Raw genomic sequence first — 25,992 nt, forward strand, 5'->3', positions numbered from 1 at the left:
AAATAATGAAATGAGTAGAGTCATAATTTACATATTTAATTCTTTACCACTTGCTAGAAAAGGGAGGTTAAGAGTATACAATTTCAGCAGAGAAAGACAACGAAACCATTTAAATTATGAGGTGAGAGAAAATGAAACCACTAATTGGTGTTACGGGGTATTATATTGATCATAGTGAAATAGGGAAGGAGGGCTTACGAGGGCTACCAGGTCAAGATATGGCTATCTTTTCTTACGACTACATCCGTTCACTTCAACGAGCAGGTGCAACGGTTGTTCTACTTCCAATTGAGGAAGTTGATCAAATTGAGTCCACACTTAATCAATTAGATGGATTGTTATTGGCTGGTGGCGCGGACATCAATCCAGTTTATTACGGTGATATTCCAAAATCATATATAGGTACTGTAGAGGAAGAACGAGATAATTTTGAATTAAATTTGGCAAAGCAGGCTTTAGAAAAAGATATTCCTATTTTAGGAATTTGCCGAGGATTACAGGTGTTAAATGTTGCAGCTGGTGGATCTCTTTATCAAGACTTAGAGCACGAGATGGGGCCAGAATATTTCCATGTTCGAGAACAGTTCCGTAAATGGCAAGGCTCTCATTCTGTAGATCTTCTGGAAGAGGGAAAAATTTATGAGGCTATTGGCCAAAAATCTTTAATGGTTAATTCTTTTCACCATCAAGCAGTGAAAACATTAGGAAAAGATTTCGAGGCGAGCGCATGGTCCTTTGATGGTGTAATAGAGGCTATTGAATCGAAAGCTCATCGTTATGTAGCAGCCGTTCAATGGCATCCAGAAATGATGTCGGAAAAGGATGTCTTGCAGCAGCGTTTATTTAACCAATTTGTAAATGAAATTAGTAAAAAGGTAGTTAAATCCTAGTGTGTTATAAATAAAAGAATTGGTGGATAGCTTGGTATGTCATGGTTGTGGGGAAACCAGACTGCCGGCTGCCCGGAAAAGTAATAATCAGTGGGGGATGAACGAACCCCCCATTGATCAAAGTTTCATTTTATTGCAAAGGGGATTGGTATATGAGTCAAGTATCAGAGAAGGCAGTTTCATTCGAGCCAGAAGAAAAAAAGGAAAGAAAAGAATGGAAAATAAACGTATTTGCAATGTTACTTGTCTTGCTAGTTATTGCGGCTGTTATTACACATATATTGCCGGCCGGAAAATATGAACAGATTGAAAAAAATGGGTATACAACAGTAGATCCAAATTCATTTAAATGGATTGAATCAACGCCACTTGGATTTTTTGATACGGTAAAATCTATTCCTACAGGGATGGTAGAAGCTGCTAATATTATCTTTTTTATTCTTATTATTGGAGGGTTTTTTGGTGTATTAAAGGCATCCGGTACAGTTGAGGCTCTTGTTTCAACGATGGCAAAAAACCTCGCTAACCGTGAAAAGTTAATGATTCCTATTATCATGCTGTTCTTTGCGCTTGGCGGGTCATTAATGGGAATGGCGGAGGAAGCTTTAGTGTATGTACCTCTATTCATCCCGCTAGCTCTTGCGGTTGGATTTGATACGATAACAGGAACTGCGATGGTACTAGTAGGAGCGTCTGTTGGATTTACAACGGCAATTATGAATCCGTTTACAGTTGGGCTTGCGCAAGGGATAGCGGGTCTTCCTATGTATTCGGGGATGGGGTTCCGCCTCGTTTTATTCGTAGTCATATATGTAATTGCTGTTACATTCGTTTATCGTCATGCGATGAAAGTAAAGAGGGATCCTGCAAGTGGAATTTACGGAAAATTCGATACAAACAAGCAAGACAGCCTACTAACAGCGAAAGTAGAGTTAACAAAAAGACATAAATGGATATTAACGGCCTTTTTAATCAACTATATTATTCTTGTATTCGGTGTTATTAAGTACGAGTGGTATATAAAAGAAATTGCAGCCTTATTTATTATTTTAACTATAATCATTGCAATTCTCGGCAAGATATCTCTTGATGATACTGTAGAATCTTTTACACAAGGATCGGCATCTTTAATCGGGGGAGCTTTAATCATTGGTGTATCACGCGCTATTTTAGTTGTATTGAATCAAGGGCATATTATAGACCCGCTACTGTATCAAGTGTCGGAAGGAATGGAACATATTTCTCCTTTTTTAAGTGTTGTTGGAATGTACAACTTCCAAGTAGCGATTCATTTTATTTTAGCATCAGGTAGTGGCCATGCGATGTTGACAATGCCTATCATGGCGCCACTTGCAGATTTATTGGACATTACACGCCAAACAGCAGTATTATCCTTTTCATTCGCCGATGGTATTGGAAATATTATTTTTCCGACAGGTGGTACGCTAATGGCTGGATTAGCAATTGCAGGAATTTCATGGACAAGGTGGGCAAGGTGGATTCTTCCTTTAATTCTAATTGAATACTCAATCGGTTTAATAGCAGTTATAATTGCTCATCTTATTGGTTATGGTCCGTCTTAATAAAAGGTGAATATGCTTTCAATTATAGAAAGTTCGGATTTGAAGAAGATCGCTAAATAATGGTGATAGAAAAGCCCGGTTTAGAAGGGCTTTTTTTCTATGTAAAATTTCATTTGTTTGGTTTACATAATATCTTTACAATCATTTGATAAAATATATGTAACTGCATATTGTGAGGGTGGGTGGTTATCCCTTCTTTCTATTTGGAAGGAAGGGATAATATGGAGTTTTTGTTTGACCTTGTAAAAGAATTTGTAGAAGCGACTGTACGTGAAGTTTCAGCGTGTTTTTTGCGGAAGCAACTTCTGGGTAAGGACAACAAAAAACCCACTCCGCGCCGTAGGAAGCAAAAGGGTGGGTTTCGTAAAAAATAGTAACGTGTAATAACCACCACCCTATACGGTAGCAGTTAAGGAAGAGATTTTAGCGCATCTCTTCTTTTTATTATATGCCAATTTATTCGCTGTCACACTTATATAGTATTCTACCGAAAATATATCATACTCCTATTTTGTGGTCAATTTGATCCCGCTTTAACGGGCAGTAAGACCCCCACCTCAAAATTCAGTGGAAGCAAAGAAGTTAGGTGGGGGATCAACTGTCCGTAAAAGTCCGATTGGTTCAACTAATAATCAGTGGGGGATGAACAAAACCCCCCACTGATTAAAGTTTCACTTTATTGCATGATTGAAAAGGTGTAGTCTTATTCCTCTTCAAACTGAAAAATATCCCTGTTAATAAGTTGGTGGAGATACTTATCCATTTCAGCCGCAGAAACGCTTCTTTCATTTTTAAACCACCATGCGCTTAATGAGGTGATTGCCCCTGAATAAAATTCAATGATTAGATCATTTGGCATCGTATGATTTTTGCGCAGTTGATGTAACGCTTCTATTTCTTGTTTTCTCGTTTCGTGACTTAAATACTGTGTCCGGTTAATAAATTGTTCATCAGACATTTGTGTCTCTAATATTTTACCGATTTCTTCATGGTGTAGAAATTGTTCCATTACTTGAAATGGTTTACTTAATCGATCTGAAACGGGTATTTCAGCAATCATCTTGCTGTATCGTTTAAATCCAAATGCTAATAAAGCATCTTTATCTTCAAAGTGTTTATAAAAGGTTGTTCGGTGTACCATCGCGCGGTCACATATTTGGTTAATTGTGATCGTACTATATTTCTGTTTTGATTGTGTCATTAATTCAAATAAGGAATCCCATAGTAATTTATGTGTACGTCTAATACGTAAATCAATTTGTTTTTCATTATCGTTCATCTACAATTCTCCTTTTTTGTAGATTAAATATACAGTGGCTGAAAATTGATTCTCCCTTTTTAATCTACATATGTATATTATATTACATGTGTTCTGGTGTATTTAAAGTTTTTTAGTAAGAAACAGGAGGAGAATTTGCAAATGAATATGACAACTAAGAGCCCAGCAAGTGGCAAAGTTGATACTTCTAATATGAAACATACCCCTATTTTAATTGCATTACTTTTAGGGGCAATGGTTGCATTATTAAATGAAACATTACTTGGTAATGCGTTAACAGTATTAATGAAAGAATTTGGCGTAACAGCTTCAACGATTCAATGGCTTTCTACAGCTTACATGTTAGTAGTTGGGGTTTTAGTCCCGATTACAGCGTTACTTCAACAATGGCTCACAACGAGGCAAATGTTTTTAATCGCTATGGTAACGTTTTTAGCTGGTACATTAATTGCGGGATTTGCGCCGACATTTTCCGTTTTATTAGTCGGCCGTATCGTCCAAGCGGTAGCGACAGGGTTAATTTCACCGTTATTAATGAATACGATTTTAATCATTTGTCCACCTGAAAAACGTGGTGCCACAATGGGATTAATCGCACTTGTGATGATGGCAGCTCCGGCAATTGGTCCTACATTATCTGGAGTAATCGTAGACTCACTAAATTGGCGCTGGTTATTCTATATTGTTATTCCTGTCGTGATCATTTCCATTATGATTGGAATGAAGTACATTCAAAATGTTTCAGAGTTAACAAGGCCAAAAGTAGATTATCCATCTATCCTTTTATCGACACTCGGATTTGGCGGACTTGTGTATAGCTTTAGTGCATCAGGTGACTTAGGATGGTCCGATGCGAAAGTGTATGGCACTTTACTTGTTGGGCTTATCTCATTATGTATTTTTGTCTTTCGACAATTGAAAATTGAGAATCCAATTTTAGAATTACGCGCATTTAAAGTCCCGATGTTTACATTATCAGTTGGATTAATCGTCATTGTGATGATGTCGTTATTTTCAACGATGACTTTATTACCGATGTTCCTGCAAACAGTTTTACTCGTTACAGCTTTTAAATCAGGAATCATCATGCTTCCGGGAAGTGTTATTAGCGCCATAATGGGACCAATCGCAGGTAAACTATTTGATAAATTTAGTCCGAAAGTTATTATCGTTCCCGGTATTGTGTTAGTGGGGATAGCAATGTTCTTATTTAAAGGCATTACTCCTGATACATCAATGGTACAAATTATTGTTATGCATAGCGTATTAATGGTTGGACTCATGTTTGTCATGACGGCACAAACATACGGTTTAAATCAGTTAACACCAGATTTATATCCGCACGGAACAGCACTGTTTAGTACGTTGCAGCAAGTAGCTGGCGCAATTGGTACGGCTATCTTTATTTCGAAAATGTCTTCAGGAACAGCTAGCTATATGGAAAGCTCCGCAAATCCAATGGACCCAGTAGAGAAGTTAAACGGTTTAACGTCTGGATTCCAAGGTGCATTTGCACTAGGGTTAGTCTTTATCATTGTTGCTTTTATCGTATCGTTGTTTTTAAAAGAAGAGAAAGAGGGAGTAAAGGCAGCGAGGGTTTTACAGAACGAACATTAAGGTTTATATAAAAAAGACATTTTTCCCTAAAAAAGATGTCTTTTTTATATTTTTTTCGTAACACTTGTTTTTGATGTCTTAATACATAAGAATTGGTATGTAAAATATTTGTATTTTTTGAACATGAATAATTATTGAGAATAACGATGCAAAGCCGTGCTAATAACTAAAAGTCCAATAATGAGAGAAAGTGTTCTTATAATAAGTTCTGCCACTAATAGTTCACCAAATGATTTAGTGACATCGTATATAGATCCTGTTATGAGAATAGGTGCAATCATAATTATAATTCCAATTATTATTTGAAGAAGTAGATTGATGTTTTTATTCAAGACAATCACCTCCAAAAAAATAGGGAATGAGAATATGATTTTTTTTGTATTATAAAATGATTATATCGTATTACATTAGACGATATAATCATTTTTAAATAGTAGAAATTAGAGACTCTTCAATAAAAAGGAATTAAATATGGTATTCTTTAGTTAAGATATGTAAACGAAGACGGGGGAAATGAAGATGGATAAGAAGCTAAAGTATTGGCTAGCATCTATTATAGGGGGAGTAGTACTTGCAACTGGTATGACTTATGGAATATTACAGTTTGCTGAAGTCCCGCTTAAGGGGGAGGACCATGTTTTTGCAGAGGTTAATAAAGAAGACATACTATCGAATGAAGCAGAAGTGAAAGGTTCAAATGCACAACTTCACATTACAGTAACTTCTACTGAAGAAGAAGTTATTTCAGCTATGCATAGCATGACTCATCAAAAAGTAAAAGCGTGTGAAGGAAAGGGAGCAACCCCTATGTCCAAAAAGAATGCAGAGAAAGTAAGAAATATTCTAAACGGAAACAATTTCAAGAACAAAGAAGAGCTATTAGCAATTACTGAAAGATGGGCAAATAGAGATTTTAGTAAAATTGTAGAAGAACATAACTATTTTATTAAACTTCAAGGTGGCAAGATAGGTGAAGCTACAGTGATGGATAAGGTAGACGAGCAAGTATTCTGTCTCAATACTTTCGGTGATGATGTAACGGCCGCATTAATTAAATCAGGAGATCTTCAAGCGCTGTAAGGTGTTTTTTCTCTGATATAAAGAAAGCCTCAAGTATTCATATACTTGAGGCTTTTCCAATGGAAAGATAGGAATGGTCCGAATTCTTTACATTAAGAACAAAGTGGAATTACTCCTAAACCAATTAATAAAGCTGCAGCAACTGCTGGAATTGGTACAGGAATTTGAATACCTTCTACAAATAAGAAATATTGACCACTTACTATTTTAAAACAAACTAATTGCATGGCTATTCCTCCCTTCTTTTAGGATTAATACATTATATTAATTTATCTATATATTGATATAGTTAAATTATTTATTTTTAAAAATATAGTTAATATGTGAATAGTCTTCGAAAGGACCTGCTCAATCAATGCGGAAAAACATAAGATGAAACGAATCCATTAAAATACATGAGTGAACCTTAGTTTTCCCCTCTTATCTAAAGGAGGAACTATTATGGGTTATGGTGGTAGTTGTGGCGGTTGTGGCTTTTCTGGAGGCTTTGCTTTATTAGTTGTGTTATTCATTTTATTAATCATCGTTGGAGCTTCTTGCTTCTGCTAAAAACTATTGGAAAAGACACTCATATAGAGTGTCTTTTCTTTCGTGCAAAATGATTCCTGACAATAGCCAACTGTATAAAGTATACGGTATACTTTTGCCTCATTAGACATATAAAAATGTTGGAGGGATGTTATGAAACTAGTAGGGAAGCACATTTATATTCGGCTTTATAAAACTGATGATGCCAACGAGTTAGCTAACTTACATATTAGAAATCGCGAATTTTTTCAACGAGTTTGTCCGTTGCTCCCAGAAGTTTTTTATACAGAAGAACATCAAAAAATACGTCTTGAACAAGCTCTAAAAAAGACAGCTGAAGGGCAAGTATACCCTTTTGGAATCTTTTTAAGAGAAAATGATAAACTGATTGGAGACATTTCATTAACTCAAATTGTTAGGGGAGACCTCCAAAGCTGTTATACGGGATTCACTTTAGATAAGGAGCATAATGCAAAGGGCTATACAACAGAGGCTCTTCAACTTGTTGTAGATTTTGCTTTTAGGGAATTAAAGCTACATAGAATTGAAGCAGGAGCGATGCTTAATAATATAGCATCTATTCGTGTATTAGAAAAAGTGGGGTTTAAAAAAGAAGGTATAGCGAAAGAAAATATAAGGATTAATGGCAAATGGACAGATCATCAAATATTAGCTATTATCAATAGTTTGGATGTGTAAGCTTATTTTGATTCCAATAACGATAATTATGTAAATACGAAACCCCTTCAGCAAGTAAACTGAAGGGGTTTTTTCTAGATACATTGAATCCCGATAAGTGATGTTATGGTAACTAAGTCTTTGTAAGTATTGTCACTATGGTATAATATGGTTAATTATGTTTGTAAAAAGGAGAAATGTTTAATGGGAGTTTTTACAGCATTGTTAGCAACTAGCTCAATTTTATTAGTAGCTTGGGTTGTAGGTGAAAGAGAAAAACAAAATCAATAATAATATTTTATATTTATGGATGAATTAATTATAAAATTAAGAGGGGTTTGGGTATGGGAGACGTATATGGGGGACTAAAATATTTTGGTTTTTTACTTGTATTAGTATTTAGTGTGGGATTTATTATACGTTGGATTTTTCGTGATGTAATTTCGTTAGATCAATTACTTGGTTTAGGTATAGGAATTATTACGTTAATAATGGCGTTTTTTATAAAGAAATACAGTAAAGAGCTAAATACTAATAGTTAATTTATGTTTTCTTTGGATGAGTATCTCGATAGTGAGGAGATACTCATCTTTTCTTATGAGGGATTCAACTTCTTTGTTTATAATACTTCGAATGTATACTTTTATTTTATATTTTGAGAGTATCAGAAGAGTTGGTGTGAACTCAATGTTTAAGGTAATTTGAAAGTAAACTAATATTTAAAAGTTTACTTTCAGGAATAACAAAAAAAGAGTCCTATATTAAGAGGACTTTTTTTCTATTTCCCTTATTTTTTTCCGCAACTGTTTGCCAAGTGAACATGCTCATTAAAAATGTTGTTGTTAATTTGTTTTTCATATTTCTTTAATTCTTCATTGATTTTACTGCCAGTTTTACTTTCAAAACTTTTCTCTAATTCTGCTGCTATATCTCTTAGACTTGTTTGTAATTCATGAAATGCCCCTATGTTTTTTTGAAGAGCATATGTATCTTCTTTTATAATATCTATTGATTTAAACCCTACTTCTGTTTTTAACATCATACGCTGCATTTCTTTTTCAATTTGTTTTTTAGCAGCTTGTAATTCATCAACAACCTGATTTGCTAAATCTCCTGCAGCTCCTGCAGCATTTTCGATTTGTTTTTCTATCTTTTTAATTTCTCCCATAAAATCGATCATATAATTATCCCCTTATTTAATTTGAAAATTTGATGCTAATTGGTTGTCTTTATCTCTTAGTGAATTTGCTGCATCACTAATATCATCTCCGAATCGGCTTAAACTCTTTTGTTCTTTTTTTAAAAGATGGATTAATTCTTCTGCTAGGTTTGCGTCATGGAAATAGTCATTTCCACCTTTTCTAATTTTAGCAATTTGTGAGATGGCTTCATCTACTTCGTGTTCTTCTAATAAATGATATCTTCCACCTGGCCCTGTTTCATGTTTTAATTGATTTTTTAACTTTTGAACTGCTTCAGCTTCGTTTCTTTGAAACTCTTCTATATTTTTTGCGATATCTGATAATCGATTGCTGAGTGTTTGAATTTTTTTTGCTTGTCTTATAATGTCTTCAGGTTCTAATTTTAATATGGGACTTCCATTTGAATGAAAGGATCCCCTAAATGTATCTCTGCCGTGTCCGTCCATAGTTAAACGTGTAAGAAATCCTTCTTTTGTATCGTTCTGTCTCAATGTGTATTGTTTACCAATTAGAGGTGCGCCGAATTGAGTGTGGTTACCAATTGGGTCATTTTCATGTGTATAATCAGTTGCTTTATTTTCCATTTTCCCTTCATTTACTCGTTTTTTTGCTTCAGGACTTAGTATACGATAGGGATTCGGTGCAGCCCATGTAGTTGCATAACAATCTAATTCTGAAGCGATAAGGTCTGCTTCTGCACCACCTTTACTATGTCCAGTGGTATGAAGAGAAGAAGGGTTATATTTTGCTACGATGTCATTTTTTGCCCATTTTAATCCAGTATCAAATGATGTTTCAGAATCAGGTTTTATAGTTTGACTGTTACTTGGAGTAATTACTTTAGAATGTGTTTTAATTCCAAACGTAATCTGATCGATATCTGTTTCGAAATCTGCTAATTGGTTAGGCTCTGTACCGCGAAATGCTAGGATTATATCATCATAATGTGTTGCATTTTCATCATATTTGTCTGCTGGTACTACTGCGATGGCTTGTAATCCATTTTTTACTTTCTCTTTATCTGCATCTATTGATTCTATCACTTTCCATTCTTGCCCATTAACTCCTGTGATTTTTCTTCCTTTGTGTAAATAATAGTCGTCATAAACATGGTCTGATAGTCTAAAATAATCTTCATCTGTTGCAATTGTGTTCTTTTTAAATTCACTCATATGTTCCAACTCATTTCATGGTATATTTTAACTATATTCAAATACAAGGGGATTTTAAATGAAAAAGAAATTGGTAATTATTTTATCCATTATTTGTATTATAGCAGGAGGATATTTTACTATGGAATACTTAAAACAAAAAGAAAAAGAAGAAAAGTTTTGGAAGGCACAAGAGGCACGAGTAGAAAAATACATTCATTACAATATTCAAGATGTACAATCGATTACGTTTACAAAATATGAGGTAAGTCCTATGGGCATTCCTAAATTAAAAGGTTATATAAATAAAGATGAACAATTGTCGTTTATAGCCCATATTAGTACTACCGAGAATTTTGAAGATGATTTTGGATGTTCTGGAGAATTAGATGAAATGATAAAAAAACCTGCAAAATCCGTATCTGAAATTGAAAAAGAGGAGAAGGAAAAGAAACAAGAGTAGTCTTTGCACTACTCTTATTTTCTGTATCCCATTTTAAGAAGAATACATTGGTAGACTTTTTATAAGGAGATTTCCAATGAAGAAAGTAATGATTTTGGTTGTATCTGCTATAGTGCTCATAGCAGGAGGATATTTTACTATGGAATACTTAAAACAAAAAGAAAAAGAAGAAAAGTTTTGGAAGGCACAAGAGGCACGAGTAGAAAAGTATATTCATTACAATATTCAAGATGTAAAATCGATTACATTTAAAGAACACAGTGTAAGTCCAATGGGTGTTCCCAGATTAAAAGGTTATATAAATAATAATGAAGAATTGGATTTTATAGCTTATATTAGTACTACAGAAAATTTCGAAGATGATTTCACACGTTCTGGAGAACTTGGAAAACTAATAAAAGACCCTGAAAAGTCGGTATCTGAAATTGAAAAAGAAGAGAAGGAAAAGAAACAAGAGTAGTCTTTGTGATTACTCTTGTTTTTTATTATAGAAAAATAAAATATTTGAAAGTTTTTAACAATGCATTATAATATATTTAGTAAAATTAACCAAATGCGCATTTTACTCATTATGTACTAAAGGGGAGATGAAAATGGCTGGACAAATTCGTATGTCACCAGAGGAGCTTAAATCGAAAGCGACTCGATATGGACAAAGTGCAAATCAAATTGAGGACATTTTACGTCAACTACAAAACTTACAAAATGAATTAAGAGGAGAATGGGAAGGCCGTGCATTTGAAGGTTTTGACCAACAGTTCAATGAATTAAAGCCAAAAGTACTAAACTTTGCACAGCTATTACAAGAAATTAATATGCAGCTTAATAAAACTGCAGAGGCTGTTGCTTCTCATGATGAAGAATTATCACGTAATTTCGGTTTGAAATAAGAAATGTTGTAATTTCTACATAAAATTCTTGGAAAATGATAGAAAGTAGACTAGTATTCAAAAGTTTACATTCGAAGATACATAATAAAAAACAGTAGTGAATTTTATACACTACTGTTTTTTATTGTTTCTTGCAAGTGAATTATTTATATTCCTGTCTATATAATTTAAACGAATAAATAGCTCCAATAAAAAATACAAAAGCTTCAAATAATATAAAGATTTGACGGAAATTCTCAATATCTTTACCAACTAAAGAAATAAATATAGCATTCATTAGAATTTGAGTAGTAAACATACGAGAAGTAATTTTTAAATAAATAGCATTTGTTCTTTCATCTCGTTTACCAATTTTTTTGTAAATAATAATAAGTGCAATTACTGAACCCAAAAATAGAAGTGCTGTAAGTCCTACAACGATATTGAAATTGCCTGTACTTTCTAACATCCATTTATTTAATAGATCAATCATTATTATCTTCCTTTCCTACATAAGAGAATATTTCGTTCTTCTTTTTCACTATAATAAAAAAAGAAAAAGAAAAAGAAAAAGAAAAAGAAAAAGAAAAAGGAAAACATCGAACTTTCTTACAAACATTCGTGTATTCTTACAGTTTTGTCATTTTGTAAATGTATTCATCGCCTTGCCTTTCACTATTTTCTTTGGAAAACATAGTGAATTACGAGAAAGAGCGCTACAAGATCAACTTCCAAGAAGTAGTGCACTAAACCTCTTAATTAATGCAATTAGTTTGTTTTAAAGTAGTAAGTGGACAATACTTCTTAGTTGTAGAAAGTATCGAGATCCCTGTGCCAATTCCAGCGTTTGCTGCAGCTCTATTAATTGGTTTAGGAATAATCCCGCTTTGTTCTTAATTTAAGGAATTACAAACAGTTCTACCTTTCAATTGATAAGCCCTCAAGTGTATGAATGCTTGGAGGTTTCTTATAAAAAAAAAGACGCCATAAGGCGCCCCCACAATTGGGTAGATAAGACTTTAGTTTTCCAATCTAAAGAAGTTTTGTATCAGCTCTTTGAGAGTATATCATAATATTCGGTTCATTTATTATGCATTTTTACATACCTATTAAAATACCTCTATTTTCCATTTGATAAAATGCAATCCCAATATTGTTAATAATTAAATAAATATTTCTACAAATTGAAAATATTTACAAAAGATACAAAAGTGATACATTTAAGGTGCAAGTTATAAAAAATATTTAAGGGGGATTTATTATGTTTAAGAAATTAGTAGTAGGAACATTAACAACTGGTATCGTATTAACTGGAGGGATTGGGGCAACATCAGCAAGTACAGAAGGTGTAGATAATACTAAAAATTCTGCACCAATTGTCCAACGTACCCAAATACTTAAAGATGATTTCAGTCTGATGAATGGTGAAAGAGAAGTACCGTTCGAGCATGTAAAAAAAGCAGATATGAGAGTTCATATGACAAACAATACTAAAGGTACACTTGACTGGTCTTTAAAAGACTCAAAAGGTAATGTTATTGGTTCTGGATCGTTAGCAGCAGGAAAGGGTTTTACAAATACGTACAATACTCTTCCAAAAGGTAAATATAAGCTTAAAGTTACTCACAGAAATGGTGGTTCTGGATCATTCTATGCAGCTGCTCGTACTTTAGACTAATATACATAGAATCATCTTAAGTATATTAAAGAAGAACAATCGGGGAGTTTGAGGATTAAGGAGTTTTGTTATAATATCATCGCGCTAATGCAAAATCAAAAAAGGCCTACCTAGGAAAATAGGTGGGCTTTTTAATGCAGAAAAAAAGACACCCAAAGGTGTCTTCTGACTTGAATTAACGTTTTAGACCGGACGGTTCGGTCTAAAATAGAGTTAAGATATTAACAAATTAATTTTCTTAATATTCACCTGTAGCATATTCTCTCTTATTCTTTTAGTTAAAAATAATAAATAGCAATCACTGCTAGCGAATTATTAATCATGTGCATTATAATTCCCACATATAAACGCCCGGTTAACTTATAAGTACAACCTAAACCAATTCCCAAAAGGAAATATGGAATTGTTTCTAAAGAAAGAAGACTAACATGCATACCTGCAAAAATAGCTGAAGAAACAAGTACACCTAACCAGGAATTTTTAAAAATTCCATGCTGTATAACACCACGATAGACAATTTCTTCACCAATGGGTGCTACTAGAGCAATAGAAAATGCGAAGACTAAAATGGGTAACGTTACTTGGCTTTCTAATTCAACTTGATTAGATGACTGAAAACTTATAAAGTCTGCTAGTAACAGCGGTAGGGATTTACATACTACAGTTAGTACTAGACCTAAAAGTAAGCTTTTTGGCAAACTCATCGTAAAATTATTTTGATTTGTAAAAGGCTCTTTAGATCTACGATAATAAAAATAAATTATTAGAACAACTAACAAATCAATTGCGTCAAACGAAATGCTCATCCCGCCAAACTGTTCATCACTAATGAAATAAACTAGTGCGATAAGTTGCTTTAAAATCATATAAAACACAAAAATCCCTAACGATATTGCCGACATTTTATTGAATCGACATTGTTTTTTTAATATACCAAACACAAAAAATCCTCCTTGAAATAATTTTAATTCGTAGAACATGATAACAAAGTCTAACTTCTTTTGCACTACTTATATAATAAAAATACAATTTAAATATATCTAAATTATATAATATCAACTTAGAAATATTTAAATAAATGGTAATAGGGGTTATCATTTACTACACCTACGGAAATAGGCGTGCTTTCTATTCATAAAGAAAAGACACCCTAAGGAGCCTTCCTCCGACTTGAATCCTCTTAATTTAAATAATATGGGGCCCGCTAACATATTAAAAAGTACACATTTACGAATCATGTCTGGACCAACTCTATCAATTTGCTATACTTATATTTGGAAGTTTTATACATATAGGTGAAGGAAGGAAATTAGTTGAGGCAAGTACGTGTTGATCCAGATAAAATGGAAGAGAATTTTTCACAGACAGAAAATATGAGCCGAATGATTATGTATGGGGAACTGTTTCTACAGTTGTAGGTGGCACTCCTAAAGTTATTGGTCGAGTATTTGGTAAATATGGAGAGTTAGAGCAAAAAGCGAAGGATTTAGGGAAAGTATCAAAGGTAACTGAAGAGATTGGATGGAGTATGCCAAGAGGTGGCGGCGTCATTGATGGGCGTAAGTATACTGAACATGCGGTTGAAAGAATGGCACCTGATACAATTCAGGTTCGAGCAGAACTTACAAAGCGTGCACGCGAAAGAGCTGAAAGGAATGGTTACACATTCGGATCAAAAGAATACATGGAGGAATTAAAAAAAGTTGATCCACGTGGTGTAACACCAAGTGTAGTAGAAGAAACAATTAAGCATGCTACTAAAAAACCTGGAAATAAACCTGGTCTATGGCAATACGATGGGAAAGATGTTAGAGTCGTATTGAATGATAATGGCGATGTTGTTTCCGTTGTACCTAATAAATCGTGAATATTATAAATAAAGTGGATTGAGCCCATTCACGTAAGGAGTTGTTAAATTGAATATACAATATGATGAATATGAATTATTAGAAATATTCGAGAGTGAACCAGAAGATTATTTTATTCCAGGTGCATATAGGTATAATAAAATAGATAAATTAGGTTTTGAATTAGTAATGATTATGTGTTATTACGAGGAAACTGTTGAATTAAATTTGTATTATAAAAATAAATGCATCTTTGAAACCAAGATGCATTCGGCGAAACGAATCTATACCCGTAATGACTCATTATATGTCCAAGGTGGCGTAGAAAACAAAACAATCGAAGTAAAATTCAAGCCACATTTTACAGTTACAATAAATGAGTTTTAAAAACTTGAAATCAATGTTCGTAAATATTCTGAACATGCTTTAGAAAGAATGGCTCCGGATACAATACAAGTTCGAGCTGAATTAGAGGCACATGCCAAAAGTAGAGGGCTTGTACGTAGTACACAGAAATTTAAAGAATTTGTTAATCCTAGAGGTATCACACCTTCTGTAGTAGATTTTCTGTGCCTTTCCATCGGAAAATCAAGACTGATATAAAAAATGAGTAGAAAAAACAAGGCTCTTACTTCGTGGATACCACTACAAAGTAAGAGCCTTGTTTCATTATATTTGTTCATACAGTTTTCCTTGTAGTCTTCTGTTTTCATCCTTCAATCGCTTATTCTTTATCAATTTTTCGAACAGGTTGCTCCCAAAAGTTTTTTATACAAAATAACATCAAAAAATACGTCTTGAACAAGTATGAAAAAAGAAAGCTGAAGGGCAAGTAATCCTTTTGGAATCTTTTTAAGAGAAAATGATACAATGAAGATAATATTGGGGAATTATGGGGATGATTACGTTGCTTACTTTGATAAAATTTGTAGTTAGTTATGTTGCAAGTCTGTTTGCTTTTATTTTTGGATGGTTCTTAATTTCATATATTTTTAATCCTAGCTTTATTCACCCGGACGTTTTACATGGATTCATAAAAACTATCGTCACTTATGGTAGTATACCAGCTCTCATAGTTTGTTTACTTGGGGAAGTTTTATATAGGAAAATTAAACGATGTCGAGAGTTTCAATTTGGAATTCCTTTATTTATAGGACTAGCAGTTATCTATACACTTATACCATTTCTTTTTCTTTTTACTTTTACTTTTTCACATTTCTTTGACTTCGTTGCACCTGTTATTATGGGTTCCTTAGCGTTTTATTTAGTACGTAGAAAAATATAATTCTCGTTTTGGTGCATTATAATAGCTATCTCTGAATCACCAGTTTCAAAAAGCCTTCATGCAATGATGATTGCATGAAGGCTTTTGATGTTTTCTTATTTTTTTGTATCGTTAACCCATGTAATAATGTCCTGGATGACGTATTCGGGAACGTTAGCAGGGATTTCGTATTCACTAGGAAGACTTAATTCCCCGTCACCCTCCGTGAAGAAATGATTCAATTTCGGATATTTTTTGAACTGAACATTCCCGCGGTTTGAAAGTCCTTTCTGCCATTTTGTATATTCATCTTTTACTGTTACTTGATAATCACGTGCTCCTTGCAGAATGAGTAAAGGCTCTTTTCTTGATTTTGCCTCTTCAACTGGACGCCACCTAGAAACATCATACATAAAATGAGGTGACCCAAAATTGTAGCCAGCTGGAGGATGGTCAGGATTGAAAGTAGGATCCTGAATAAAAGCAGCCTGTCTTTTTAGTTCATCGATTTCTTCCTTTGGTTTCCCAAGGTATTGATACTGATCAATGGAAATTTCAGTCAAAGAGCGTGCAGGTGGTGCGAGTAAGATGCTTCCTCGGACAAGTGAGGAAGGTGCTTTGCTTAGTATACGTGGCATTGTGCCAGCTCCTAGGCTATGTCCAAGAATGAAAATATTATTTGGATCAATGCCTTCCTGCTGCGCTGCTGATTTTGCTGCAAATATAGCATCATCTGTAGTATCACGGTCTAACGTAACAGGTTCTGTACTCATCTTTAATGCATGTTCTAAGGTGCGTTTTTCATAGCGCAACACTGCAATTCCGTTGGATGAAAGGCCCACTGCAATGTCTCGTAAGATTTTTGTTCCCATATATGTGCTATCGCGATCATGGATGCCAGCACCATGAACAAGAACAACTACGGGCAGCTTTTCACCACGCTTATGTTTCGGAATTGTTAATGTGGCTGGTAACGGATAGGTAGAATTTCCAATGACGATTTCACGTTCTTGATAGGAATCAGGTTGATCATAGCTAGGATGGGGGATGGTAAAATATTCCTTGGGTGACCTTTCTCCAACTTCATCTACTTTCCCGCCAGGTGTGAATTTAAGGAGTAGCGGTATGGTAGTTCCTTCGGTAGCTGCTGGAATTTCTACCGTCTGATGGACCAAGTTTCGTTCTTTTATCACGGGGGTTCCCATGCTTTTTATCCTGCTCCAGCCACTTTGTGTCCACCAGTTTTGTAATGTGGTTGCTGTAAACTTGGATTGAAAAGCAGCAGACGTCAACTGTATTGCCTCTGCATACTTACCTTGCTGGAGATATTCAAAAAATAATGATGTACGCTCCGTTAAAGAGACTAGTTTCTTTTCAGCAGATTGTTCCTCATGTGTATCTGCGTGAATAGTTGTTGTAAGCGGGAAAGATGAAACACCTAAAGAAAAGAGTAGGGTAAATGTAAGGACTGATTTTTGTATTTTCTTTTTTTTATTCATGTTTTAACCTCCAATATGTGATGGTAAAAAACAGGTATGGTAATTAGAATTCTGGTACGAAAACTTCAAAATATTTGCAAGCAATCTCCAAAGCTTGGACATACTAATATTATTATTCTAAAAAAATGTAGATTTCTTCTCTTGTTACATGCATATTAATCCCAGAAATAATCTTTTTTCCTTCACTTTATATTTTGATTATACGAAGCAAAGCTCTCGTTTTTCTTACTTGATACTTACAAATTCCTTAAGTAGAGGATATTTTAAAATTTTGGCTGTATGAATATGTAGCGGTACTCCTATGTTAAGAGATAGCTTAAGGACCGAGGATTATATTGTTTTTATAAAGAGTTGATGTTATGTTTGTTTTGTAACATATGGTGTTTTATGCATGTAGGAGGATTTATTGAAGAAATTATTAATATTGTTTTTATTAGCTACATTTTGTCTACAGATTACAGGATGTTCTAATAATATGGGTACACTAAGGGAAAAGGTTGATAGTTAGATATTTTTCATAAAGAAAAGACACCCATATAAGAGTGTCCTTTCTAATAGTTTTTTAGCAGAAGCAACTGCATCCGATAATGATTAATAGTATAAAGAGTACAACAAGCAAAGCAAATCCTCCAGCAAAACCACAGCCTTCTCCGCAACTACCACCATAGCCCATAATAGTTCCTCCTTTAGGTAAGAGGATTAAAACTAAGGTTCATTCATGTATTTTAACGGGTTCACTTTACTTTATGTTTTTAAGAATGAATGGAGCAGGTCCTTTTAAAAATAACGAAAAGACCCCCTAAAGTGCCTTCCTTCAACTTGAACCATCTTAATTTTAATAATATATTGGACTCCTATCCGACGAATACTATTTTACTATGCTAATTTTTTTTGTTCATTGAGGGGTAGCACCACATCGCTATCAAGCTAACAAAATACACCTACCCCCAGAACGGAATTTTGTGCTAATTTGTAATAAAAAGCTCATTTTCTCGTTATGGGGTGGATTTGTTTTCTTAAGTTGGTGGGCATGCGGCAGAACCCCCAATAAATTTAATAGCGTATAATTTTCATGTTTTTTCGGCGAAACATATAATGTATTATTCGGTTCGTTGTAATATATTCTTTACTTTTTGTAAAAAAGATATTACTATTACGTTAATATAACTGTATAATAGAAGAGAGGAATGACATGCTTGAAAATAATATAGTAGTAGGAAGAGCTGAAAAAAGATGGACTCAACAACAATTAGCAGATGCAGTTGGTGTCAGTCGACAAACTATAGTAGCTTTAGAAAAAAATAAATATAACCCTTCTTTGATTTTAGCTTTCAAAATTTCTAATTCACTTGAGAAAGAGATAACCGATGTATTTAAATATAAGGAGGATGAATAATGGTTAATATTGCTACGATTGTAATTTGTGTGTTAGTAGTATTGGTGTTTATTGCAGAAATTTACAAAATTACATTTGAACGTCGGATGGAGTCACAAGATGAGAGAGGGCAAATGTTCATCTTTAAAATTAAGTCATTATCTTATACTGTTCTAACCGTTGGTATATTAATTGGAGTAGCATTAGTAGCAATATTTAAGTTAATAGATAAGGAATATTTTATTTATTATGTAATGCTTGTGTTTTTTATTCAAAGTATAGTATCATCCATTTATTTGGCTATTGTTCGGAAAGTATAAAACGGTTCACTAGATAGCGATGTGGTGCTACCTCTCATATATCATTACCCAATATTTTTCTTCTAGCTCACCTTCTTCAATAACTTTTTTCCAGCCCATATTCTCATAAAACTTTAATGCTTTTTGATTTTTAGAAACACACTTTAATCTTAATGGTGTATTCATCTTTTCTATGGAAGCATGAAGTAACTGTCTTCCAGCCCCCTTACCAAAGAACTCAGGATGTACAAATAAATTGTGTATAAAGTTTTCAGGTAAATATAAAGAAGCAAATCCGAGGATATGATTATCTTCCTCTGCTAGTAGTATATGTTCTCCTTCAGTATGTTTATCAAAATCTTCTATAGTCATTTCATTTCTATCTAGCCAATGAAAACTTTCACGCCGTGATTCTAAATATATCCTTCTTAAATTAGGGTAGTCTAATGCAGTTGCTACTCTAATATTCATTTTCTCACTCTCTCTTCCTTTTTTTAATTGAATAAATCTAACCGTTTCTAGAGTAAACGGTTAAATTTACGAGAGAAATTTATTCACTCGTATCTCTTTAAAACAATGGCTGCATTATGACCTCCGAAACCAAATGAGTTAGATAGACCTATATTTATTTTCACTTGGCGAGCAACAGATGGTACATAATCCAGATCACATAATGGATCAAGATTTTCTAAGTTAATTGTTGGAGGAACTGTCCCTTCCTTTAAGCTCATTGCTAGAGCAATTGCTTCAACTCCACCAGCTGCCCCTAACATATGACCAAGCATAGATTTATTAGCTGTTACCGGAATCTGATAAGCTTGTTTTCCAAACAGTTGCTTAATAGCCATCGTTTCAGAGATGTCCCCCACCTTTGTACTTGTTGCATGGGCACTAATAACATCAACTTCTTCAGGCGATATATTGGCATTTTTTAAAGCTGATCTCATTGCAAGATAAGCACCTTTACCTTCCGGATGTGTAGCTACGATATGGTATGCGTCTGAACTTGCACCATATCCAATGACTTCTGCATAAATCTTTGCCTCTCTATGTAAAGCATGAGATAAAGATTCTAAGATTAGAATTCCAGCTCCTTCTGACATGACAAATCCATCTCGATTTTCATCAAATGGACGACTAGCTTTAGTGGGATTATCGTTTCTTGTTGATAATGCTGTAGCGTTACCAAAACTGGCTATTGATAAGTCTGTTATAGCTGACTCTGTTCCACCCGCAAATATAACGTCAGCTTCCCCAGAACGAATTAGTCTAAAGGCTTCCCCGATAGATGTATTTCCAATTGCACAGGCAGAAACAGGTGACATAGAAGGTCCCATCGCATTCCACTTGATACTAATTTGTGCTGCAGCAGCATTAGACATTATGGCAGGTACTAGAGTTGGGCTGACTCTTCTTGGTCCCTTCTGCCTAAGTGCATCAACATTTTCAATCAAGGTTTCAATCCCTCCAATACCTGAACCCACGTATACGCCTAACCTTTCTACATCTATACGATCGAGGTCTAACTTAGAATCTGACCAAGCTTGTTCAGCTGCAGCCAAAGCAAATTGAGAAAAACGATCTAAACGTCTTGCTTCTTTCTTTCCTAAAACTTCATCTGCATCAAAATCTTGGACGATACCCGCAATTTTTGTTTTATGATTGGTAACATCGAAAGTATCGATATTGACTATACCAGATTCCCCTTTAATTAGATTGTTCCAAAATGTTTTGATGTCGTTTCCTATAGGAGAAACTACGCCCATACCAGTAATCACAACTCTTTCCACTTTGCAATCCCTCCAATCAATAATATACTTGTATTTTACAGTCAATTTATCCTATTACAAGGGGGGGATTTATCCTAGTATAACTACTACTAGGATAAATTGATAAGATAAGGAGTTTTAAAAATGAATAATAAAACAAGGCTTAAAGCTCTGTCGGCATTCTTAAAAGCTAAGCGTGCCCAAATTAGTCCAGAGTCTATTGGTTTGTCTGCCGGAAACCGGAGAAGAACACCTGGGTTACGAAGAGAAGAGGTTGCGCAGTTAGCAGGTGTAAGCACCACTTGGTATACATGGCTAGAGCAAGGAAGAGATATAAAGGTTTCTACAATCGTACTTGATTGTATTTCTAAAGCTTTGCAATTAAATAATGATGAAACAGACTACTTATATGACCTGGCATTCGAAACAAATTCAGAAAGTACAAGTCCAAAAAAGGATCAATCAAAGCTTAGCCCTTCTTTAATACGAATACTAGATGAATTAACATATTGTCCAACTATCATTACGGATCGACATTGCCATATTATGGGCTGGAATCCTGCAGCTGCTCATGTTTTTTTAGATTTTGAACAAATACCAAATGATCAAAGAAATTTGATTCGTTTAGTATTCACTAGAAAAGAGTTAAAAGCATTGGCCGTCAATTGGGAACATTTCGTGAAAGGTTTTCTAGCTATTTTCCGTACCTATTATGGACGCTATTTAGACGATGAATGGTACAGCCAGTTTATTGAAGAAATGAGTCGTTCCCATCCAGAATTCCAGAATTTATGGCAAGAAAGTCAAGTGAGTAAGGCTCCAGACATGATAATTGAATTCAGACATGCTAAAGCAGGCAAAATGTTGTTTAATTTAACTTCTTTTCAAGTTCAAGGTGATATGGATTTACGGTGTAGTATCTATACGCCAGTAGGGGAAACGGATACAGAAAATAAATTAAAGCGATTAATGAAGAGGGTATCCGTTGAAAATTAATAAAGTAAGTTCATTACATTAGCAAAATGATAATGATTACTGAACAAAGTCATTATTCCTTATGGGAAAAAGAGTTAACTTTACTTTTTCCTTTTTGTTCAATGGGTGGATGGCGTTAGTTGAAGGATCATAGAAATGAACAGACTTTTTTATAAAAGAATGAATCAATTAAATAAAGTAAGAGCGTGTTTCGAACAATTTCAGAACACATAGGTCATTTATCTCTTTGTTCTGTACCCATTAAAGATTTCCACAGTACTAGGTCAATCTATCTTGTTTCTCGTACAGAAAAGATAGGACGAGCTCTTTTTTAAACATTTATGACTTAGCCCCCATATCTATCACCCTAACAAAAAAGGTTACCCAAAAACTATAAAAATGAACTTCGGTGCTGTAAAAAACACAAAATTATCGTTTAGGGGCTTCTTTAAAGTCTTAGCTTGATAGCGATGGGGTACCGCCACATTGCTATCAAGCTAAGGCTAAGAAAGGTCAGTTTCAGAAGGGATTTTTTCTTATTCTAAAAACCAGTGCAAATCATTGGGGATTCTGCATATCAAATAAATCCTAACGGGTTTCATTTTTAAAATTAAGCGGCTTAATTATCAGACATGGTCCAATTGTAAACGACACCTAATATATTAAAGACTGTTTTCTCCCTGTATCGATGGGGATTTTCGTCCGTTTCGCTGTAAGAGTTTCAGCAGGCGAAGAAGAATGTTTGAAAATCTAATATTTTTTAGAATCGTAACCTTTATAGGTGGAGTTGTATTAGTAAATTCATGATAGCTATAATAAAAATTTTTAAACAATACCAATTAATTTTGTATTTTAAAATTAATACTTGCAAATCCAATACAATCTGTATACAGATTGTATACAAAATGTAACGAGAGGTGAAAATGATGGCAGAAACATATCGTAAAGCTAAGGTATTAAAATTTCTAGACAAATTACGTGAAATGAAAGAGATGAATATAAAATATTCACAGATGTATTTGATAAACTTAAAAGAATTAATTCCTCATATGGAGAATGATATATTTTTTCTGGAAAATGTAGAAGAAATAGAAGATATTTTAGAAAATCTACAGTTTAAGAAAGAGGAAAAAAATATTGTTTTATCAAGAGAGCAACTCATGTTTTTTAAGGAAGCAACTAATGCTATAACAACAATCAAAGATATCAATATTATTTTAGAAGAAGCTGGAGAGTTTTTTGACTTAGATATTCCTGAAAGAAAAGTGAAATCTGGAATGGTAAATTACAAAATTCAATCCATTGATCCAATGGATATGACTGGTATTAAAAAGCAATATTATATTATGTTAGGGGAAATTGGTGTATCATACCCTGATGGAACAGGCGATGAAGAATTTGTAGCGGCTGCAAATAAAGTATTTCTGGAGTATGTTACACATAATGATATTACAAAAGTAGATGATGGTTTTATTGTTTCGCTACCGGTATTTGCTTCTCATCAAGTGATAAAAGATTTAACGAATGCAGATTTAACAGTTCTTGCAATGATTCCTATAAAAGAAAAAGAATAAGAAGTCATAGAAAATAAGTAAATGGCTGAATTGAAAAATCAAGTATTAGAGATTTTAGAGGAAATATGTGAAACCGATATAATAAAAGAAAGTCCATAAAAAGCTTTGAATTTCTTGAGCAAATAGTTATAATTCATTAAATACAGAAATAGACATACAAAAATACGCTATCCTTGCCTATGATTCTACAGAAAGAATAGCGTATTTTTTATTTTAGGGGGATTTTTGAAGAAGGAATTAATACAATATGTAAAAATACTCTGCTATCTAGTGAACCGTTTTATACTTTCCGAATAATAGTCAAATAAATGGATGATACTATACTTATATAATCATTATCAGGAGAATCTGCAGATTTGCAGATTCTTTTTTATTTTATCGAAAGTAAACTTTTAGCCAGCAGTTTATTTTCCTACTATTGATTTTTATACGTATTTGGTGAAAAATCAAGGAGCTGCAAAAAAATACTATACCGAAAGTTCGGTATAGTAACGTGCATATCAAAGATTCCACTTTGGTATATCTCCAAAAGAGTCATAAAAATCTATTTTTTTTTTAATTCAGTTGCAAACTACAAAACTTCTTTTTAAAGAAATGTATGTACATACAAATTATATTTTATTCAATAACTCTCTAACTTTTGTTCATGGTAGTCTGATATTGAAAAAATATAATATTTGGTACGACATCACTTTGTTTTTTTATAAAGTTTTGTAATTAAACTATAATATTGTATTTTTTTTGTATTATTGAAATTAGTAATAATAAAATGTATTATTGAAAAGCACAATTTATAATTCAAGTAATCAGGACTATGCGCCCATTATAATTTGAACATTCAGAAATTATAATATTGTCTAAAAATGAGGTGAGATTCATAGAAACAGTACATATTAAATGGTATGGAATGTATAGTATAAATGATTTTTATAATAGGGAAGAAGCTTCTAAGAAGGGGATATTTGCAATCTCTAGAGTATGTGCTAAGAGTGTAACATTGCTATATATAGGACAAACCAAAAGAAGCTTTATACAAAAGATAAGGGAACTTAATAAGGAGTGGCCTTTCGATGAGAGCGAATTAAAGATTACATTAGGAATAATAGAATTTCCTAGTGGTGAAATTTACTCTGAAAAGAAGGTAAAAGAGATAAAATCCCTTTTGATTTTACGACATACCCCATTAGAAAACGAAACATCTTTATTATACTATAGAGGGAAATTTAATTTAAAAATTATAAATAAGGGAAGAAGAGGTTTAATTGTTAAAAAGCTTTCTACAGGAGATCTAATATGGACATAATTGGAATCACCTTTGAATAAAATTGAAAGTTTCTTAAGTGCAGAAGCTTATCTATTTTTAATGTATTAAACTATTTTGAATAACATATGTCAGATACTTGAAAAAACACAAATTTTATTATGATATGAAATCCTGTATGGAAAGTGTAGTTTATTTCTATTGTTTAATAAAAATATTAAGAATTTTAGGGATAATACATAAAGAGTAGAGGAGAAAGTAAACACGGAGGTTTGAAGAATGGGACAAGTAAGCAGATTTCAAGAAAAACAACAGAATCGTCGTCAAAAGGCAATTTTTAATATTGCATTTACTTTGGTATTAGTGACAGTTGGTATAGTGACATACCAATTGTTTACCCCTTCTAATACATCAACGAAAGCAATTGCTCAAGAAAAGAAAGTAACAAAGATAGAAGAGAAGAAAACTGAAGATAAAGAAACAGCAAAGATAGAAGAGAAGAAAACTGAAGATAAAGAAACAGCAAAGATAGAAGAGAAGAAAGCTGAAGATAAAGAAGCAGCACAGCTAGAAGAGAAATCAAAAGCAGAAAAATCGGTAAAAACGAACGGAACTGAAAATAATGAGGAAGAAAAAACGGCATCTCAAGAAAAGGGTTCTCAAACTAATCCTTCTTGGAAGCCAATTGGTACCGAGCAAGGAGCAAAACCTGAAATGAAATTTAAAGAAGGAACAGTAGATTGGAGTGAGATGAAAAAAGCAATTTCTTATGCTGTTGATGTTCCAGAGAGCCAATTGATTTTCGATTTTATTGGGAATAATGGTAATAATAAAGCCTACGGTAATGTACGAGATAAGCAAAATAATAAAAAATATAAGGTTAATATTGATTGGGTAGAAAATCAGGGGTGGAAACCAGTATCTGTACAAGTGGTAAGATAAATAATAGAAATGTAATGATGTAAATCAGCTGTCCATATGGACAGCTGATTATTTTTTTGCTTAGCGTATTTTTTTGAAAATGCTGGTGGTACCTCGTTGAGAAACATGAATTAAATCTATATTTTGTTTTATTTACCTCACTACTTTATCCATAACTTCTTTATATTTA

The 25,992-nt window shown here is 33.5% G+C and carries 32 protein-coding genes and 2 pseudogenes; 23 read left to right on the forward strand and 11 right to left on the reverse strand.

Annotation, left to right across the window (positions count from 1 at the left end; genetic code table 11):
- Positions 1-131: 131 nt before the first annotated feature.
- On the forward strand, positions 132-890 hold the full coding sequence (locus N2V80_RS04830) for a gamma-glutamyl-gamma-aminobutyrate hydrolase family protein (RefSeq protein ID WP_061655066.1): 759 nt from the start codon (positions 132-134) through the stop codon (positions 888-890).
- A 152-nt stretch (positions 891-1,042) separates the two neighbouring features.
- Positions 1,043-2,473, forward strand: a complete 1,431-nt coding sequence (locus tag N2V80_RS04835; RefSeq protein WP_061655067.1) for a YfcC family protein — start codon at positions 1,043-1,045, stop codon at positions 2,471-2,473.
- Positions 2,474-3,176: 703 nt separating this feature from the next.
- On the opposite strand, the gene N2V80_RS04840 is transcribed toward N2V80_RS04835, so the two are convergent.
- On the reverse strand, positions 3,177-3,752 hold the full coding sequence (locus tag N2V80_RS04840; protein ID WP_000999274.1) for a TetR/AcrR family transcriptional regulator: 576 nt from the start codon (positions 3,750-3,752) through the stop codon (positions 3,177-3,179).
- A 141-nt stretch (positions 3,753-3,893) separates the two neighbouring features.
- Between N2V80_RS04840 and N2V80_RS04845 the strand changes: the two genes are divergently transcribed.
- The gene (locus N2V80_RS04845; RefSeq protein ID WP_061655068.1) at positions 3,894-5,369 is read left to right on the forward strand and encodes an MDR family MFS transporter; all 1,476 of its coding nucleotides are present in this window, start codon (positions 3,894-3,896) and stop codon (positions 5,367-5,369) included.
- A gap of 131 nt (positions 5,370-5,500) precedes the next feature.
- Here the strand turns inward: N2V80_RS04845 and N2V80_RS04850 are convergent, their stop codons facing one another.
- Complete coding sequence (locus N2V80_RS04850) at positions 5,501-5,701, reverse strand: hypothetical protein (RefSeq protein ID WP_001038824.1); 201 nt, start codon at positions 5,699-5,701, stop codon at positions 5,501-5,503.
- Between the two features lie 187 nt (positions 5,702-5,888).
- Here N2V80_RS04850 and N2V80_RS04855 point away from each other — a divergent pair, with 187 nt between their 5' ends.
- On the forward strand, positions 5,889-6,449 hold the full coding sequence (locus N2V80_RS04855; RefSeq protein ID WP_000358637.1) for a PRK06770 family protein: 561 nt from the start codon (positions 5,889-5,891) through the stop codon (positions 6,447-6,449).
- A 92-nt stretch (positions 6,450-6,541) separates the two neighbouring features.
- On the opposite strand, the gene N2V80_RS04860 is transcribed toward N2V80_RS04855, so the two are convergent.
- A complete protein-coding gene (locus N2V80_RS04860) occupies positions 6,542-6,676 on the reverse strand; it encodes a hypothetical protein (RefSeq protein ID WP_001177693.1) in 135 nt (44 codons plus the stop codon).
- Positions 6,677-6,890: 214 nt separating this feature from the next.
- Here N2V80_RS04860 and N2V80_RS04865 point away from each other — a divergent pair, with 214 nt between their 5' ends.
- The 4 genes from N2V80_RS04865 to N2V80_RS04880 all read left to right on the forward strand — a co-directional run bounded on the left by N2V80_RS04865 (position 6,891) and on the right by N2V80_RS04880 (position 8,197).
- Positions 6,891-6,998 carry a YjcZ family sporulation protein gene (locus N2V80_RS04865; RefSeq protein WP_000540375.1) on the forward strand — a complete coding sequence of 36 codons (108 nt, stop codon included), beginning with the start codon at positions 6,891-6,893 and terminating at the stop codon, positions 6,996-6,998.
- 132 nt (positions 6,999-7,130) lie between these two features.
- Positions 7,131-7,676, forward strand: a complete 546-nt coding sequence (locus N2V80_RS04870; RefSeq protein WP_061655069.1) for a GNAT family N-acetyltransferase — start codon at positions 7,131-7,133, stop codon at positions 7,674-7,676.
- Positions 7,677-7,823: 147 nt separating this feature from the next.
- Positions 7,824-7,946 carry a hypothetical protein gene (locus N2V80_RS04875; RefSeq protein WP_001999185.1) on the forward strand — a complete coding sequence of 41 codons (123 nt, stop codon included), beginning with the start codon at positions 7,824-7,826 and terminating at the stop codon, positions 7,944-7,946.
- A 53-nt stretch (positions 7,947-7,999) separates the two neighbouring features.
- The gene (locus N2V80_RS04880; RefSeq protein WP_000503141.1) at positions 8,000-8,197 is read left to right on the forward strand and encodes a hypothetical protein; all 198 of its coding nucleotides are present in this window, start codon (positions 8,000-8,002) and stop codon (positions 8,195-8,197) included.
- A 245-nt stretch (positions 8,198-8,442) separates the two neighbouring features.
- Here N2V80_RS04880 and N2V80_RS04885 read toward each other — a convergent pair whose 3' ends face one another.
- Together N2V80_RS04885 and N2V80_RS04890 are read right to left on the reverse strand one after the other, a co-directional pair.
- Positions 8,443-8,835, reverse strand: a complete 393-nt coding sequence (locus N2V80_RS04885; RefSeq protein ID WP_061655070.1) for a hypothetical protein — start codon at positions 8,833-8,835, stop codon at positions 8,443-8,445.
- A gap of 12 nt (positions 8,836-8,847) precedes the next feature.
- Positions 8,848-10,029 (reverse strand): cytoplasmic protein, encoded by a 1,182-nt coding sequence (locus N2V80_RS04890; protein ID WP_061655071.1) that lies wholly within the window; start codon positions 10,027-10,029, stop codon positions 8,848-8,850.
- Between the two features lie 58 nt (positions 10,030-10,087).
- Between N2V80_RS04890 and N2V80_RS04895 the strand changes: the two genes are divergently transcribed.
- From N2V80_RS04895 to N2V80_RS04905, 3 genes are all read left to right on the forward strand, one after another.
- Positions 10,088-10,471, forward strand: coding sequence for a DUF1433 domain-containing protein (locus N2V80_RS04895; RefSeq protein WP_000728337.1), 384 nt, complete (start codon positions 10,088-10,090; stop codon positions 10,469-10,471).
- A 76-nt stretch (positions 10,472-10,547) separates the two neighbouring features.
- On the forward strand, positions 10,548-10,931 hold the full coding sequence (locus N2V80_RS04900; protein ID WP_000757421.1) for a DUF1433 domain-containing protein: 384 nt from the start codon (positions 10,548-10,550) through the stop codon (positions 10,929-10,931).
- A 133-nt stretch (positions 10,932-11,064) separates the two neighbouring features.
- Positions 11,065-11,361 carry a WXG100 family type VII secretion target gene (locus N2V80_RS04905; protein ID WP_033693069.1) on the forward strand — a complete coding sequence of 99 codons (297 nt, stop codon included), beginning with the start codon at positions 11,065-11,067 and terminating at the stop codon, positions 11,359-11,361.
- A gap of 142 nt (positions 11,362-11,503) precedes the next feature.
- Here N2V80_RS04905 and N2V80_RS04910 read toward each other — a convergent pair whose 3' ends face one another.
- Positions 11,504-11,833, reverse strand: coding sequence for a hypothetical protein (locus N2V80_RS04910; RefSeq protein ID WP_061654792.1), 330 nt, complete (start codon positions 11,831-11,833; stop codon positions 11,504-11,506).
- Positions 11,834-12,002: 169 nt separating this feature from the next.
- Here N2V80_RS04910 and N2V80_RS30475 point away from each other — a divergent pair.
- The 3 genes and pseudogenes from N2V80_RS30475 to N2V80_RS04920 all read left to right on the forward strand — a co-directional run.
- Positions 12,003-12,119: pseudogene (locus N2V80_RS30475) on the forward strand (transposase); the annotation flags it as partial.
- Positions 12,103-12,237, forward strand: coding sequence for a hypothetical protein (locus tag N2V80_RS04915; RefSeq protein WP_002001621.1), 135 nt, complete (start codon positions 12,103-12,105; stop codon positions 12,235-12,237). The pseudogene N2V80_RS30475 and the gene N2V80_RS04915, both read left to right, overlap by 17 nt.
- A gap of 364 nt (positions 12,238-12,601) precedes the next feature.
- The gene (locus N2V80_RS04920; protein WP_000473855.1) at positions 12,602-13,018 is read left to right on the forward strand and encodes a hypothetical protein; all 417 of its coding nucleotides are present in this window, start codon (positions 12,602-12,604) and stop codon (positions 13,016-13,018) included.
- Between the two features lie 278 nt (positions 13,019-13,296).
- Here the strand turns inward: N2V80_RS04920 and N2V80_RS04925 are convergent, their stop codons facing one another.
- On the reverse strand, positions 13,297-13,959 hold the full coding sequence (locus tag N2V80_RS04925) for a CPBP family intramembrane glutamic endopeptidase (protein WP_000467045.1): 663 nt from the start codon (positions 13,957-13,959) through the stop codon (positions 13,297-13,299).
- Positions 13,960-14,360: 401 nt separating this feature from the next.
- Between N2V80_RS04925 and N2V80_RS04930 the strand changes: the two are divergent.
- The 3 genes and pseudogenes from N2V80_RS04930 to N2V80_RS04940 all read left to right on the forward strand — a co-directional run.
- Positions 14,361-14,885: pseudogene (locus tag N2V80_RS04930) on the forward strand (hypothetical protein); the annotation flags it as partial.
- Positions 14,886-14,934: 49 nt separating this feature from the next.
- The gene (locus tag N2V80_RS04935) at positions 14,935-15,252 is read left to right on the forward strand and encodes a hypothetical protein (RefSeq protein ID WP_061655467.1); all 318 of its coding nucleotides are present in this window, start codon (positions 14,935-14,937) and stop codon (positions 15,250-15,252) included.
- Between the two features lie 511 nt (positions 15,253-15,763).
- The gene (locus N2V80_RS04940) at positions 15,764-16,150 is read left to right on the forward strand and encodes a hypothetical protein (protein ID WP_000631597.1); all 387 of its coding nucleotides are present in this window, start codon (positions 15,764-15,766) and stop codon (positions 16,148-16,150) included.
- Positions 16,151-16,245: 95 nt separating this feature from the next.
- On the opposite strand, the gene N2V80_RS04945 is transcribed toward N2V80_RS04940, so the two are convergent.
- Both N2V80_RS04945 and N2V80_RS04950 read right to left on the reverse strand, forming a co-directional pair.
- Positions 16,246-17,628, reverse strand: coding sequence for an alpha/beta hydrolase (locus N2V80_RS04945; protein WP_061655466.1), 1,383 nt, complete (start codon positions 17,626-17,628; stop codon positions 16,246-16,248).
- 562 nt (positions 17,629-18,190) lie between these two features.
- A complete protein-coding gene (locus tag N2V80_RS04950; RefSeq protein ID WP_000540371.1) occupies positions 18,191-18,301 on the reverse strand; it encodes a YjcZ family sporulation protein in 111 nt (36 codons plus the stop codon).
- 519 nt (positions 18,302-18,820) lie between these two features.
- On the opposite strand from N2V80_RS04950, the gene N2V80_RS04955 reads away from it, so the two are divergent.
- Positions 18,821-19,024: a helix-turn-helix transcriptional regulator gene (locus tag N2V80_RS04955; RefSeq protein WP_000892395.1), complete on the forward strand. Its 204-nt coding sequence runs from the start codon at positions 18,821-18,823 to the stop codon at positions 19,022-19,024.
- Positions 19,024-19,323 carry a hypothetical protein gene (locus tag N2V80_RS04960; RefSeq protein WP_000247165.1) on the forward strand — a complete coding sequence of 100 codons (300 nt, stop codon included), beginning with the start codon at positions 19,024-19,026 and terminating at the stop codon, positions 19,321-19,323. Before N2V80_RS04955 ends, N2V80_RS04960 begins: the two co-directional genes overlap by 1 nt.
- A 27-nt stretch (positions 19,324-19,350) precedes the next feature.
- Here N2V80_RS04960 and N2V80_RS04965 read toward each other — a convergent pair whose 3' ends face one another.
- Both N2V80_RS04965 and fabF read right to left on the reverse strand, forming a co-directional pair.
- Positions 19,351-19,773 carry a GNAT family N-acetyltransferase gene (locus tag N2V80_RS04965; protein ID WP_001026484.1) on the reverse strand — a complete coding sequence of 141 codons (423 nt, stop codon included), beginning with the start codon at positions 19,771-19,773 and terminating at the stop codon, positions 19,351-19,353.
- An 83-nt stretch (positions 19,774-19,856) separates the two neighbouring features.
- Positions 19,857-21,092, reverse strand: a complete 1,236-nt coding sequence (fabF, locus tag N2V80_RS04970) for a beta-ketoacyl-ACP synthase II (RefSeq protein WP_000442906.1) — start codon at positions 21,090-21,092, stop codon at positions 19,857-19,859.
- A gap of 123 nt (positions 21,093-21,215) precedes the next feature.
- On the opposite strand from fabF, the gene N2V80_RS04975 reads away from it, so the two are divergent.
- The 4 genes from N2V80_RS04975 to N2V80_RS04995 all read left to right on the forward strand — a co-directional run bounded on the left by N2V80_RS04975 (position 21,216) and on the right by N2V80_RS04995 (position 25,823).
- On the forward strand, positions 21,216-22,067 hold the full coding sequence (locus N2V80_RS04975; protein WP_001060883.1) for a helix-turn-helix transcriptional regulator: 852 nt from the start codon (positions 21,216-21,218) through the stop codon (positions 22,065-22,067).
- A 902-nt stretch (positions 22,068-22,969) separates the two neighbouring features.
- Positions 22,970-23,620 carry a hypothetical protein gene (locus N2V80_RS04985; RefSeq protein ID WP_016109367.1) on the forward strand — a complete coding sequence of 217 codons (651 nt, stop codon included), beginning with the start codon at positions 22,970-22,972 and terminating at the stop codon, positions 23,618-23,620.
- An 868-nt stretch (positions 23,621-24,488) separates the two neighbouring features.
- Complete coding sequence (locus tag N2V80_RS04990; RefSeq protein WP_002100802.1) at positions 24,489-24,923, forward strand: hypothetical protein; 435 nt, start codon at positions 24,489-24,491, stop codon at positions 24,921-24,923.
- Positions 24,924-25,160: 237 nt separating this feature from the next.
- Positions 25,161-25,823 (forward strand): YrrS family protein, encoded by a 663-nt coding sequence (locus N2V80_RS04995; protein WP_109103147.1) that lies wholly within the window; start codon positions 25,161-25,163, stop codon positions 25,821-25,823.
- Positions 25,824-25,992 lie beyond the last annotated feature (169 nt).

The sequence above is a fragment of the Bacillus sp. FSL W8-0640 genome (assembly GCF_038007725.1).
GTDB lineage: Bacteria > Bacillota > Bacilli > Bacillales > Bacillaceae_G > Bacillus_A > Bacillus_A cereus.